Annotated in this window: 8 protein-coding genes; 4 read left to right on the top strand and 4 right to left on the bottom strand. The window is 72.2% G+C overall.

The features are described from left to right. Positions 1–278: 278 nt before the first annotated feature. On the top strand, positions 279–1,523 hold the full coding sequence (locus ACFV4F_RS29460; protein ID WP_363655388.1) for an acetyl-CoA C-acyltransferase: 1,245 nt from the start codon (positions 279–281) through the stop codon (positions 1,521–1,523). A 2-nt stretch (positions 1,524–1,525) separates the two neighbouring features. Then, positions 1,526–3,655, top strand: coding sequence for a 3-hydroxyacyl-CoA dehydrogenase NAD-binding domain-containing protein (locus tag ACFV4F_RS29455; protein ID WP_380506941.1), 2,130 nt, complete (start codon positions 1,526–1,528; stop codon positions 3,653–3,655). Between the two features lie 132 nt (positions 3,656–3,787). On the opposite strand, the gene ACFV4F_RS29450 is transcribed toward ACFV4F_RS29455, so the two are convergent. The 3 genes from ACFV4F_RS29450 to ACFV4F_RS29440 all read right to left on the bottom strand — a co-directional run bounded on the left by ACFV4F_RS29450 (position 3,788) and on the right by ACFV4F_RS29440 (position 8,768). Further along, positions 3,788–5,320 (bottom strand): ArnT family glycosyltransferase, encoded by a 1,533-nt coding sequence (locus tag ACFV4F_RS29450; RefSeq protein ID WP_380506938.1) that lies wholly within the window; start codon positions 5,318–5,320, stop codon positions 3,788–3,790. Between the two features lie 117 nt (positions 5,321–5,437). After that, entirely contained in the window at positions 5,438–7,354 is a 1,917-nt protein-coding gene (gene dxs, locus ACFV4F_RS29445; protein WP_380441988.1) for a 1-deoxy-D-xylulose-5-phosphate synthase, read from the bottom strand. Positions 7,355–7,574: 220 nt separating this feature from the next. Further along, on the bottom strand, positions 7,575–8,768 hold the full coding sequence (locus ACFV4F_RS29440; RefSeq protein WP_380441986.1) for an ROK family protein: 1,194 nt from the start codon (positions 8,766–8,768) through the stop codon (positions 7,575–7,577). Positions 8,769–9,302: 534 nt separating this feature from the next. On the opposite strand from ACFV4F_RS29440, the gene ACFV4F_RS29435 reads away from it, so the two are divergent. Together ACFV4F_RS29435 and pepN are read left to right on the top strand one after the other, a co-directional pair. Beyond that, the gene (locus ACFV4F_RS29435; RefSeq protein ID WP_380441984.1) at positions 9,303–11,093 is read left to right on the top strand and encodes a PQQ-binding-like beta-propeller repeat protein; all 1,791 of its coding nucleotides are present in this window, start codon (positions 9,303–9,305) and stop codon (positions 11,091–11,093) included. 177 nt (positions 11,094–11,270) lie between these two features. Beyond that, entirely contained in the window at positions 11,271–13,853 is a 2,583-nt protein-coding gene (pepN, locus tag ACFV4F_RS29430; RefSeq protein WP_380506935.1) for an aminopeptidase N, read from the top strand. A 92-nt stretch (positions 13,854–13,945) separates the two neighbouring features. On the opposite strand, the gene ACFV4F_RS29425 is transcribed toward pepN, so the two are convergent. Beyond that, entirely contained in the window at positions 13,946–14,173 is a 228-nt protein-coding gene (locus tag ACFV4F_RS29425) for a hypothetical protein (protein WP_380441980.1), read from the bottom strand. Position 14,174: the final 1 nt, after the last annotated feature.

The following is a 14,174-nucleotide window of genomic DNA, read 5'->3' as shown; positions in this document are numbered from 1 at the left end:
CCGCCCGCCCCGCCCCCCCCGCGGCCCGGGCCCCCCACCCCCCCCCCCGCGCCCCGGCCGCCTGCCGCTGCGGGCGGGCCCCCCCCCGCCCGCGTCCGGAGCCGCCGCCGGGGAGCGGTCCTGGTCGGACGTGTCGCGGGACACACCGGGTGAACCCTCCGAGGGGCCTGGGCAGGTTGGTTACCGACCGGTAGCATGGCGGTGAAGCGGCGCCGCTCGGGTCTTCGCCGGCGGCAGCCTGCCCACCTCAAATGTTGGTCCCTGGGAGGAGAGCCCCCGTGCCTCGTACCGCGAGGGACGTCGTCTTCGTCGATGGCGTCCGCACCCCGTTCGGCAAGGCCGGCCCGAAGGGCATCTACCACGAGACGCGCGCCGACGACCTGGTCGTCAAGTGCATCCGGGAGCTCGTGCGCCGTAACCCGAACCTGCCCGTCGAGCGCATCGACGAGGTCGCCATCGCGGCCACCACGCAGATCGGCGACCAGGGTCTGACCATCGGCCGCACCGCCGCCCTGCTGTCCGGCCTGCCCAAGTCCGTGCCCGGCTACGCGATCGACCGCATGTGCGCCGGTGCGCTGACCGCCGTCACCACCACGGCCGGCGGCATCGCCTTCGGCGCCTACGACATCGTCGTGGCCGGTGGCGTCGAGCACATGGGCCGCCACCCGATGGGTGAGGGCGTCGACCCGAACCCGCGCTTCGTCTCCGAGAAGCTGGTCGACGAGTCCGCCCTGTTCATGGGCATGACCGCGGAGAACCTGCACGACCGCTTCCCGCACATCACCAAGGAGCGCTGCGACGCCTACGCCGTGCGCTCCCAGGAGAAGGCCGCCAAGGCGTACGCCAACGGCGACATCCAGCCCGACCTGGTGCCGATCACGATCCGCAACACCAACCCCGAGGTCGGCGAGACCGGCTGGGGCCTGGCCACCGTGGACGAGCCGATGCGCCCGGGCACCACGATGGAGTCGCTGGCCGGCCTGAAGACCCCGTTCCGTCCGCACGGCAACATCACCGCGGGCAACTCGGCCGGTCTGAACGACGGTGCCACCGCCTCGCTGCTGGCCGCCGAGGACGTCGCCGAGGAGCTCGGCCTCCCGGTCAAGATGCGCCTGGTCTCCTACGCCTTCGCCGGCGTCGAGCCCGAGGTCATGGGCATCGGCCCGGTCCCGGCCACCGAGAAGGCGCTGGCCAAGGCCGGCCTCACCATCGACGACATCCAGGCCTTCGAGGTCAACGAGGCCTTCGCCGTCCAGGTGCTGTCCTTCCTCGACCACTACGGCATCGCGGACGACGACGAGCGGGTCAACCCGTTCGGCGGCGCGATCGCCTTCGGCCACCCGCTGGCCTCCTCCGGCGTCCGCCTGATGAACCAGCTGGCCCGCCGCTTCGAGCAGCGCCCGGACGTCCGCTACGGCCTCACCACGATGTGCATCGGCTTCGGCATGGGCGGCACCGTCATCTGGGAGAACCCGCATTGGAGCGGAGCGGAAAAGTCGTCTCAGGTCGAGGGTGGTAAGTGAGCATGAGCAACACCACTGAGCTGCTCCAGCAGGGCGCCGAGCTGTTCCCGGGCGAGGTCGTCACGACCGCGCACGTGCGCCACCTGGACCTGCCGCTGCAGGCCGGCAAGCTGGCCCTCATCACCCTGGACAACGGCTTCGACCACACCAAGCCGACCACCTTCGGCCCCGGCTCGCTGCTGAAGCTGAGCGAGGCGCTGGACCAGGTCGAGGCCGAGGCCGCCGAGGGCACCATCGTCGGCGCCGCGATCACCGGCAAGCCGTTCATCTTCGCCGTCGGCGCCGACCTCAAGGGCGTCGAGCTGCTCAAGGAGCACGCGGACGCGCTCGCCATCGGCAAGGGCGGCCACGAGGTCTTCAAGCGGATCGCCGCGCTGCCCGTCCCCACCTTCGCCTTCTACAACGGCGCGGCGATGGGCGGCGGCGTCGAGGTCGGCCTGCACTGCGACTACCGCACCGTGTCGGCGGGCGTCCCGGCGTTCTCGCTGCCCGAGGTCTTCCTCGGCCTCGTCCCCGGCTGGGGCGGCTGCACCATCCTGCCGAACCTGATCGGCCCCGCGAAGGCCGTCAAGGTCATCATCGAGAACTCGATGGCGCAGAACAAGCAGCTCAAGGGCAAGGACGTGTTCGAGCTGGGGATCGCCGACGCGATCTTCGAGCCGGCCGACTTCCTGGAGCAGTCGCTGCTGTGGGCGGCCAAGGTCCTCAAGGGCGACGTGGCCGTCGAGCGCGAGGCGATCGACCGCGGCAAGGCCTGGGACGACGCCGTCGCCTGGGGCCGCCTGGTCGCCGACGCCAAGGTGCACGGCGCGGCCCCGGCCGCCTACCGGGCGCTGGACATCATCGCCCAGGTCAAGGACCAGGACCTGCAGGCCGGCTTCGACGCCGAGGACGCCGCCCTGGCCGACCTGATCATGGGCGGCGAGCTGCGCAGCGGCATCTACGCCTTCAACCTGGTGCAGCGCCGGGCCAAGCGCCCGGTCGGCGCGCCGGACAAGTCGCTGGCCCGCCCGGTCTCCAAGGTCGGCGTCGTCGGCGCCGGTCTGATGGCCTCGCAGCTGGCGCTGCTGTTCGCCCGCCGTCTGGAGGTGCCGGTGGTCCTCACCGACATCGACCAGGAGCGCGTCGACAAGGGCGTCGGCTACGTCCACGCCGAGATCGACAAGCTGCTCGGCAAGGGCCGCATCGGCCAGGACAAGGCCAACCGCCTCAAGGGCCTGGTCACCGGCTCGCTCGACAAGGCCGCCGCCTTCGGCGACGCGGACTTCGTCATCGAGGCCGTGTTCGAGGAGATGGGCGTCAAGCAGACCGTCTTCGCGGACCTGGAGAACGTGGTCTCGCCGACCTGCGTGCTGGCGACCAACACCTCCTCGCTGTCGGTCACCGAGATGGCCTCGAAGCTGAAGCACCCCGAGCGGGTCGTCGGCTTCCACTTCTTCAACCCGGTCGCGATCCTGCCGCTGCTGGAGATCGTCCGCGGCGAGCGGACCGACGACGCCTCGCTGGCCACCGCCTTCGCGGTGTCGAAGAAGCTGAAGAAGACCTCGGTCCTGTGCAAGGACGCCCCGGCGTTCGTGGTGAACCGGATCCTGACCCGCTTCATGGGCGAGATCCAGAGCATCATCGACGAGGGCACCCCGATCGCCAGCGTCGAGAAGGCCGTCGAGCCGCTCGGCCTGCCGATGTCCCCGATCATGCTCCTGGAGCTGGTCGGCCCGGCCATCGCGCTGCACGTCTCGGAGACCCTGCACGGCGCCTTCCCGGAGCGGTTCTCCGTCTCCGAGAACCTCGGCAAGGTGGTCAAGGCCGGCCGGCGCGGCTTCTACACCTGGGTGGACGGCAAGCAGGTCCTCGACCCCGAGGTGCTGGAGCTGCTGGCCTTCGGCGACTCGGTGCTCACCGAGGAGCAGGTCCTCAGCCGTGCCCTGGAGGCCGTGGCGCAGGAGATCGGCCTGATGCTGGAGGAGGGTGTCGTCGCCGAGGCGCAGGACATCGACCTCTGCATGATCACCGGTGCCGGCTGGCCCTTCCACCTGGGCGGGATCACCCCGTACCTGGACCGTGAGGGCGTCTCGGAGCGGGTGAACGGCAAGCGGTTCCTCGCCCCCGGCGTGGCCTCGGTGCCCGCGTAAGGCGTAGCCCGTACGAACGGCGGAGCCCCGGTGACCTGGACGGTCACCGGGGCTCCTTCGTGCGTTCCCCCGGCCTGTCGGGCCGGGAGTGGTGTCAGTGCTTGAGGCGGGGGCCAGTGCTTCAGGCAGGGGTCAGTGCTTGAGGCGGTAGAAGACGGTGTCGCCGATGACGCCGATCATCTCGTAGTGGGTGTCCAGCAGGTTCTCGATCCTGGGGACCATCACGGGCTGGTAGGGGGCGATGCCGGAGTCGTCGACGAAGACCTCGGGCAGGCCGTTGGCCAGCTCCTTGTCGAAGGTCTGCCAGGCGTTGGAGACGCTGAACTGCTCGCCGACGTTCTGGCTGCCGTCCTTGCCGCCGCTGTAGTTGGTGAGGAAGCCGGCGGTCAGGTAGCGGGTGGCGGGCTTGCGGTCGGCCAGCCAGTACAGCTCGGGGTGCATGCCCCAGACCAGCACGGTGTCCTTCGGGGTGGTCTGGGCGGCCACCGCGGTGGCGACCTCGGTGGTGCGGCTGAGCCGCTCCCCCGGCCAGGCCAGGGCGAGGCCCCAGAAGACGGTGGAGGCGACCGTCGTGTACACCAGGACGGGCTTCCAGCGGACCGCCGAGGTGGCCACCGCGCCGGTGCCCAGGAGCACCAGCGGCGGCAACAGCTGGAGGTAGTAGTGGCCGAAGAAGTGGAAGCCCACGCTGACCGCGACGACCGACGAGAGCAGCCACACCCACAGGTCGGCGGTGGAGCCGTGCTCCTCGCCGGCGACCGGCAGCGGGCGGTGGCGGTGCTTGAGCCACAGGCGCCGGCCCACCGGGAGCAGGAAGCCCAGGCCGGCGGCGACCAGGATGGCCGAGTTGCCGAGCGCGCGGCCGGTCATCTGCAGCCAGGCGCCGCCGAAGGAGGCGTAGTCCCCGCTGCCGGTGACCACCCAGAAGAGGAAGCCCTTGGGCTTGGTCAGGATGACCGCGACGAGCGCTATCGGCAGCGCGAAGCCGAAGCCGATCTTGAACAGGGCGGGCGGCCAGCGCACCCCGCGGCGGCGGGCGTCCTGGAGGAGCATCCACAGCACCGGGAGCAGCACCGCGCCGCCGGTCTGCTTGGTCAGCGAGCAGAGCGCGACCGCGATGCCGGCGGCCAGCCAACGGCGGCGCTCGGCGTAGCGGAAGGCGGCCACCATGGCGGGCAGCATGAAGACCTCGAAGGTCGCCGCCTGGGTGTCCTCCGGGGAGAGCCCGATGGACACCAGCAGGTAGAGCAGCCCGGCGCCGGCGCCGGCCCGGTTGCCCCAGCGGCCGCGGGCGATGGAGGCCAGCAGGATCGCGGTGACCAGGTGGGCGACCACCGCGAGGGTGCGCAGCGGCCACAGCGAGGCGGAGCCGAAGACGGCGAAGCAGGCCTGGTAGAGCCAGGGCAGCAGCGGCGGCTTGCGGTCGACCACGGTGTCGTACAGGACCCCGCCGTCGGCCAGCATCCGGGCCTGGGTGGCCAGGAAGCCCTCGTCGGGGCTCCACACCGGCCGGGCGAACGAGGGGATGTGGGTGGCGAGCGCCACCAGTGCCAGCACCGGCACCAGCCTGGTCCAGTACCCGGTGGTGACGTGGGTACGGACGCGCTCGGGCAGGCGCTGGGCCAGCCCGGCGAGGCGGGGGTGGGTGGGGGTGGTCGGCACCATCACAACCTACCGGGCGGGATCGGCGCGGGCAGCGCCGGTCCCGCCTTTCGGTGCGATTATCGGCTCGTCTTGTGACGAGCTGTTACAGAGTTGGGGCAAACGGCCCTGCGACGGGGCTCAGGCCTCGACGCGGGCCTCCGTGGCGGCCTTGTCCAGACCGGCCACCAGAGCGGTCACCTTGCGGGCGATGTCCGGGGCGTTGAGGCCGATCTCCGCCAGGATCTCGGCCCGGGTCGCGTGGTCCAGGAACTCCTGCGGGATGCCGAAGTCGCGCACCGGCAGGTCCACGTCGGCGTCGCGCAGCGCCTGCGCCACGGCGGCGCCGACGCCGCCCGCGCGGCCGTTGTCCTCGATCGTGACGACGGCGCGGTGCTCGGCGGCCAGGCCCGGCAGGGCCGGGTCGACCGGCTTGACCCAGCGCGGGTCCACCACGGTCGCGGTGATGCCCTGGGCGGCCAGCAGGTCGGCGACCTCCAGGCTGGTGCCGGCCATCGCGCCGACCGAGACGATCAGCACGTCGGCGCGGTGCGCCCCGGCGGACTCCTCCGCGGCGCGCAGCACGTCCATGCCGCCCACCCGGCCGACGGCGGCGACGGCCGGGCCGACGGTGCCCTTGGAGTAGCGCACGACCGTCGGCGCGTCCTCGACCTCGACGGCCTCGCGCAGCTGGGCGCGCAGCTGGTCGGCGTCGCGCGGGGCGGCCAGGCGCAGGGTCGGGACGACCTGCAGGATCGACATGTCCCACATGCCGTTGTGGGAGGCGCCGTCGCTGCCGGTGACGCCGGCCCGGTCGAGCACGAAGGTGACGCCCAGCTTGTGCAGGGCCACGTCCATCAGGACCTGGTCGAAGGCGCGGTTCAGGAAGGTCGCGTAGACGGCGACGACGGGGTGCAGGCCGCCGGTGGCCAGGCCGGCGGCGCTGGTGACGGCGTGCTGCTCGGCGATGCCGACGTCGAAGATCCGCTTCGGGAAGGCCTCCGCGAACGGGGCCAGGCCGACCGGGTGGAGCATGGCGGCGGTGATGCCGACCACGTCCTCGCGCTCGCGGCCGATCGCGACCATCTCCTCGGCGAAGACGGACGTCCAGTCCTTGCCCGCGCTCTTGATCGGCAGGCCGGTCTCCGGGTGGATCACGCCGACCGCGTGGAAGCGGTCCTCGTCGTTGTTCTCGGCGGCGTGGTAGCCGCGGCCCTTCTCGGTGAGGCAGTGGACGATCACCGGGCCGCCGAAGCCGCGCGCCTTGGTCAGCGCGGACTCCAGGGCGGTGAGGTCGTGGCCGTCGATCGGGCCGATGTACTTGAGGCCGAGGTCCTCGAACATGCCCTGCGGGGCGATGAAGTCCTTGAGGCCCTTCTTGGCGCCGTGCAGCGTCTCGAAGAGCTGCTGGCCGACCACCGGGGTGCGCTGGAGCGCGTCCTTGCCCCAGGACAGGAAGCGCTCGTAGCCCTGGGTGGTGCGCAGCGTGGAGAGGTGGTTGGCCATGCCGCCGATGGTCGGCGAGTAGGAGCGCTCGTTGTCGTTGACGACGATGACGACCGGGCGGTCCGTGGCGTCGGCGATGTTGTTGATCGCCTCCCAGGCCATGCCGCCGGTGAGGGCGCCGTCGCCGATGACCGCGACGACCGGGTCGCTGTTGCCCTTGAGCTGGTTGGCCTTGGCCAGGCCGTCGGCGTAGGAGAGCACGGTGGAGGCGTGCGAGTTCTCGATCACGTCGTGCTCGGACTCGGCGCGGGACGGGTAGCCCGACAGGCCGCCCTTCATCCGCAGCATCGAGAAGTCCTGGCGGCCGGTGAGCAGCTTGTGGACGTAGCTCTGGTGGCCGGTGTCGAAGAGGATGCGGTCGCGCGGGGAGTCGAAGACCCGGTGCAGCGCGATGGTGAGCTCCACCACGCCGAGGTTGGGGCCGAGGTGGCCGCCCGTCTTGGAGACCTCCGTCACCAGGAAGGTCCGGATCTCCTGCGCCAGTGCGGCCAGCTGTCCGGGCGTGAGCCGGTCGAGATCGCGCGGTCCCCGAATGCGGGTCAGCAGGGCCACCCGTTCCTCCTCGTTCAGTGTTCGCGGACCGCGGCCGGTCCGACGGGCGTCGCTGCCCGGTGTGCCGGTGCGCCTCGACGGTCCGCTGCGACGGTCGTGGTCGGTGCCGACCGGTCGAGTCTAATGTCCGCCTGCCGGACACCGAGCGGCGCGCCCGGTGCCACCGGCCGGCCATGGACGATCCCCGAGGTGACGGGGGTCCGGGCGGGAGCGGGTCGCGTCAATTCCGATTGACGGAGGCGGCGGCGAGGGCGCCCGACTCCCCCATCTCGCTCATGACAAGCGCCAGCGCGCCCAGCACCTCCGCGCGGCCGCCCAGGGTGCCCGGCACCACGGACAGCTGGCGGGCGGCGCTCGGGATCGCGTAGCGGGCGACCGAGTCCCGGATCGGGGCCAGCACCAGCTCACCGGCCTCGGCGAGGTCGCCGCCGAGGATCACCCGGCGCGGGTTGAGCAGGTTGCACAGGGTGGCGACGCCGGTGCCGATCTGCCGGCCCGCGTCGGCGATCACCCGGCGGCAGCCGAGGTCGCCCTGGTGGGCCAGCTCGACCACCCTGGGCAGGGTGAGGTCGGGGCCGAGGGTCGAGGAGAGCAGGGAGAGCAGGTAGCGGGAGCCGACGAAGGTCTCCAGGCAGCCGCGGTTGCCGCAGCGGCAGACCGGGCCGGCCTCGTCCAGCGTGATGTGCCCTATCTCACCGGCGGTGCCGCCCGGGCCGCGGTAGATCTGGCCGTTGACCACCAGGCCGGCGCCGACCCCGCTGGCGATCTTGATGTAGGCGAGGTCGCTCAGACCGCGGCCGGCGCCCCAGACCAGCTCGCCGAGCGCGCCGAGGTTGGCGTCGTTGTCGACGTGCACCGGCATGCCGAGCCGCTCGGCCAGCTCGCGGCCGGGGGCGATGCCCGTCCAGCCGGGCAGGATCGCGGTGGAGCCGAGTGCGCCGGTCTCCACGTCGATCGGGCCGGGCACGCCGAGGCCGACGCCGATCACCTTGTCCGGGCGGAAGCCGGCCTGCGCCAGGAGCCGATCGACCATGGCCTCGGCGCGGTCGAAGCCCTGGGCGGCGGAGACGTCGACGTCGATCGGGGCGCTCTCCTCGGCGAGCACCCGGTGCGCGAGGTTGCCGACCGCGACCCGCAGGTGGGTGTGGCCGAAATCGATGCCGACGACGATGCCGGCGTCGCCGCTGAGCGAGACGCTGCGGGCCCGGCGGCCGCCGGAGGAGGTGTCGGCGACGACGACGGTGCCGCTCTCCTTCAGTTCCCGCACGATGTTGGAGACGGTGGCCGCCGAGAGGCCGGTGCCGCGGGCGATCTCGGCCTGGGTCAGCGAGCCGGCCATCCGCACGGCCCGCAGCACGCGCTCCAGGTTCGCCCGGTGCAGCGATGACTGCGAGCCCGGTGTGTCCGTCGCCATGATCCACCATCCCAGAGGGGCGGGGACCCCTCCGCCGGGCGTCCCCTTCAACTCCTGAAGCCTACGGCTCCGGGTGGGAGGTGGGGGTGTTGGAGGCGGGATCAGGGGGCGGCGAGGGTGACGGCGGGCGGCGGAGGAGGCGGCGGGAGGGGCGCGGCCGGGTGGGGAGGTGGGGGTGCTGGAGGCCGGATCGGGGGGGGCGGCGAGGGTGACGGCGGGCGGCGGAGGAGGCGACGGGAGGGGGCGCGGCCGGGTGGGGAGGTGGGGGTGCTGGAGGCCGGATCGGGGGGCGGCGAGGGTGACGGCGGGCGGCCGTGGGGGTAACGGGAGGAGACGTGGCCCGGGTGGCCGGCGGGGTCGTCAGGTCACGGTGGGGTTGAGGTGGTGGGGGGATCCCGGGGAGGTCCGGGGGCTTTCGGGCTCCTGCCGACAGCCGAAAACCGGTCACCACTACCATGGTGCCCAATCTCACGCGTCCCACCGGACCGCGGACGGTACCGGCAGGGGACGAATCCAGACATGACGGGGAATCAGATGGCAGGGGATCACCCTACGCCGGGGGCAGGCGAAACACCGGGCAGCGGCCCGCAGGAACACCGCGGCGTCTCGTTCGGGCGCCAGCCCGGCGTCGACCCGGCCGCCGTCGCCGACCAGATGACGCAGCTGGACGGCTCGGCGATCCCGGGACCGGCGGCGCCCGCGGGACCGCCGGCCCAGCCGGCGGCGCCGCCGGCCGCACCGCCGACCGGCCCGGCCTACGCGCCGACCGCCGCCGCCTTCCCCTCCCAGGCCCCGCCGCCGCCCCCGGCCGGCGCGCCCGTCGGCCCGTACGACCCGGTGCCCGGCGGCTACCAGGCGCCCGACGCCGGGCAGTCCTACGGCGGCGGCTACGGCTACCCGCAGGAGCAGCAGAGCGGCTACGCCTACCCGACCACGCCGGTGCCGGCCGTGCCGAAGCAGCGCAACCCCGTCATGGTGTGGGGCGGCATCATCGGCGGCGTGCTCGCGATCGCCATCGTCGCCGCGCTGGTCGTGCTGTTCCAGCAGAAGGACAACCCCGACAACCCGGTCGCGAACACCGGCGGGACCACCACCGGCACCTCCGGCGACGGCGGCAGCACCAGCACCGGGACCAGCAGCGGCACCAGCGGCAACGGCGGCACGGGCGGCAGCGGTGCCAGCTACAACGTCGCCTGGTCCGTCCCCAAGGCCACCGACTCGGACGGCAGCACCCAGATGCTCGGCATCTGGGCCACCGACAAGCTCGCCGTGCGCGTGGACTCCAACGGCATCCGCGCGTACAACCTGTCCGACGGCAAGCCCGCGTGGTCCATCCCGGTGCCGAACGGCGCCAAGGAGCTGTGCGCCGCGTCGAACAGCACCAACTCCAAGAACATCGGCGCCGTCGCCTTCAACACCGGTGACAGCGACTGCTCCACCATGGCCGCCGTCGACCTCACCTCGGGCAAGCTGACCTGGAGCGTCAAGGTCTCCAACGACCGGCTCTCCTCCCCGACCCTGTCCGTCACCGACAAGGTCGTCGCGATCGGCGGCCGGCTGGTCGGCGCGGTCAGCATCGACAACGGCAGCACCGTCTGGTCGTGGAAGCCGCGCGACAGCAGCTGCACCGTGACGGGCCGCACCGCCGCCGCCCAGATCGTGATCAGCGACCGCTGCTACGAGAGCAGCCCGAAGTCCCAGCTGTACGTGGTGGACTCGGAGACCGGCGCGCAGAAGAGCACGCCGCTCGCGCTCGCCGGCAGCATCGAGGCGGTCGACAAGGTCGTCTCCGCGGATCCGCTGGTGGTGCTCATGACCAACGGCACCAACGGCGACTACGTCCTGCCGTTCGACAAGAGCGACAAGCCGGGCAACCCGATGTCGGTCAAGGAGCCCGGCTCCGACAGCCTGCGCCTGACCGGCCTGAGCGACGCGATCAGGGCGAACGTCGTCAGCGGGAACATCCTGTACGCGCAGGTCACCGGGACCAAGGACGCCGTCAACGCGTACGACCTGACCACCGGCAAGCGACTGTGGTCGGCCGCCAACCCGACGGCCAACCAGGACATCCGGCTCGTCTCCGGGTACGACAAGGACGGCAAGGTCCGCGCCATCCTCACCCAGGGCTACAAGAAGCCCGCCCGGCTCGTGACCCTCTCGCCGACCGACGGCTCGATGACCGACCTCGGGACCCTGGCCATGCCGGACGGCATGGACATCGGCGCCAGCCTGAACGAGTACAAGATGGCGCAGGACGCCAGCGAGGTCATCACCTTCTCGCGGTACGGCTCGGACTCGCCGCTCACCAAGTGGGCGAAGAAGTGACGACGGACTGACGTCGCTCCCGGGGAGGGGCGGGTCGGGGCTTCGGCCCCGGCCCGCCCCTCCTTCGTCGTCCCCCGCCATTGCGCGGCCCGGGCCGTCCGCCCGCGATTATTCGGCGGGCCCGCGCGTTGCCCATGGGAAGATGCGCAACACCAGCCCGACGAAGGAGTTCAGCGAGTGCCCGGCACCAACCTGACCCGTGAGGAGGCCCGCACCCGGGCCGACCTCCTGCACGTGGACGCGTACGACATCGAGCTCGACCTCGGCACCGCCCGCGAGGGCGGGACCTTCCGGTCCACCACCGTCGTCCGGTTCACCGCCACGACCCCCGGCGCGGACACGTTCATCGACCTCGTCGCCCCGGGCGTCGAGGAGATCACCCTCAACGGCGCCGCGCTCGACCCCGCGAGCTTCGCCGACAGCCGCATCCCGCTGCCGGGCCTCGCGGCCGAGAACGAGCTGCGCGTCGTCGCGAACTGCGCCTACACCAACACCGGCGAGGGCCTGCACCGCTTCGTCGACCCGGTCGACGGCGAGACCTACCTGTACACCCAGTTCGAGGTGCCGGACGCCCGCCGCGTCTTCGCCAACTTCGAGCAGCCCGACCTGAAGGCCGCGTTCACCTTCACCGTCACCGCCCCCGAGGGCTGGGTCGTCGTCTCCAACTCGCCGACGCCGCAGCCGACCGGCGACGGGGACACCCGGGTGTGGGCCTTCGAGCCGACCGGCCGCATCTCCACCTACATCACCGCGCTGATCGCCGGCCCCTACGTCGGCGTCTTCGACAGCTACGAGAACGGCGACCAGAAGGTGCCGCTCGGCGTCTACTGCCGGCCCTCGCTGCGCGAATTCCTCGACGCCGAGGCCGTGTTCGAGGTCACCAAGCAGGGATTCGACTACTTCCAGGAGAAGTTCGACTACCCCTACCCGTTCGCCAAGTACGACCAGCTGTTCGTCCCGGAGTTCAACGCCGGCGCGATGGAGAACGCGGGCGCCGTCACCCTGCGCGACCAGTACGTGTTCCGCTCCAAGGTCACCGACGCCGCCTACGAGGCCCGCGCCGCGACGATCCTGCACGAGCTCGCCCACATGTGGTTCGGCGACCTCGTCACCATGGAGTGGTGGAACGACCTCTGGCTGAACGAGTCCTTCGCGACCTTCGCCGAGGCCGTCTGCCAGGCCGAGGCGCCCGGCTCCCGGTGGCCGCACTCCTGGACCACCTTCGCCAACCAGATGAAGACCTGGGCGTACCGGCAGGACCAGCTGCCGTCCACCCACCCGATCATGGCCGACATCAACGACCTGGAGGACGTCCAGGTCAACTTCGACGGCATCACGTACGCCAAGGGCGCCTCGGTGCTCAAGCAGCTCGTCGCCTACGTCGGCCAGGACGCCTTCTTCCAGGGCGTGCAGGCCTACTTCAAGCGCCACGCCTGGGGCAACACCCGCCTCGGCGACCTCCTCGGCGCGCTGGAGGAGGCCAGCGGACGCGACCTCAAGGCGTGGTCCAAGGCCTGGCTGGAGACCGCCGGCATCAACGTGCTGCACCCCTCGATCGTCCTGAACACCGACGGCGAGATCGAGTCCTTCACCGTCCTCCAGGAGGCCCCCGCCCTCCCCGCCGGCGCCAAGGGCGAGGCCGTGCTGCGCCCGCACCGCATCGCCATCGGCCTGTACGAACTCGCCGACGGCGACACCCTGGTGCGCACCGACCGGATCGAGCTCGACGTCGACGGGCCGCGCACCGAGGTGCCGGAGCTCGTCGGACGGCACCGGCCGGCCGTCGTCCTGCTCAACGACGACGACCTCTCCTACGCCAAGATCCGGCTCGACGAGGACTCGCTCGCCGTCGTCACCGAACACCTCGGCGCCTTCACCGAGTCGCTGCCCCGCGCCCTGTGCTGGGCCTCCGCCTGGGACATGACCCGCGACGGCGAACTCGCCGCCCGCGACTACCTGGCGCTCGCGCTCTCCGGCATCGGGCGCGAGAGCGACATCGGCGTCGTCCAGTCCGTGCAGCGGCAGGTCAAGCTCGCCCTCGACGCCTACACCGACCCGGCCTGGCGCGAGGAGGGCCTCGCCCGCTGGGCCGCCGCCGCCGAGGAGCACCTGCGGGCCGCCGAGCCCGGCAGCGACCACCAGCTGGCCTGGGCCCGCACGCTCTCCTCCGTCGCCCGCACCGACGCCCAGCTCGACCTGCTCGCCGGGCTGCTCGCCGGGACCACCGAGATCAAGGGCCTGGCCGTCGACACCGAGCTGCGCTGGACCCTGCTGGTCCGGCTCTCGGCCACCGGACGCGCCGACGAGGCGGCCGTCGCCGCCGAGCTGGCGCGCGACAACACCGCGGCCGGCCAGGAGCACGCCGCCACCTGCCGTGCGGCCCGGCCCACCGCCGAGGCCAAGGCGCAGGCGTGGGCGGCGGTCGTCGAGTCGGACACGCTCACCAACTACGTGCAGGAGGCCACCATCGCCGGCTTCCAGCAGGCCGACCAGCGGGAGCTGCTCGCACCGTACGCGGCGAAGTACTTCGACGCCGTCAAGGGCGTCTGGGAGACCCGCAGCCACGAGATCTCGCAGCAGATCATCGGCGGGCTGTACCCGGCGCTGCAGGTGTCGCAGGCGACGGTCGACGCCACCGACGCGTGGCTGGCCGCGGCCGAGCCGGCGCCGGCGCTGCGGCGCCAGGTCGTCGAGGCGAGGGCCGGGGTCGAGCGGGCGCTGCGGGCGCAGGCCGCCGACCGGGCGGCCGGGGCGCGCTAGGCCCGGACAACGCGGAGGGGCGCCGGACTCGGTCCGGCGCCCCTTCGGCGTTGGTGCGGGTCTTACTGGTGGACGGCCGCGGGGGCCGTCGGCTACTTCTTCTTGCCCTTGCCGTACGGCAGGCCCGCGAGGGCGGCGATGATCGCGAAGGCCGCGATCGGGATCAGCACGTACAGGCCGATGGTCTGGCCGACGCCGAGGCCGGAACCCGGGTCGTCGCCGTCGTCCCGGGTGAGGGCCATGGCGGGCGACGACAGCAGCATCATCAGCGTGACCGTTGCGGAGACCGCGCCGGCTCGCAAAGCGTTCCTCTTGTCCACG

Source organism: Kitasatospora sp. NPDC059722 (assembly GCF_042733235.1).
Taxonomy (GTDB): domain Bacteria; phylum Actinomycetota; class Actinomycetes; order Streptomycetales; family Streptomycetaceae; genus Kitasatospora.
Note: the sequence above shows the minus strand (reverse complement) of the source record. Positions and strands in the feature narration are given on the sequence as shown.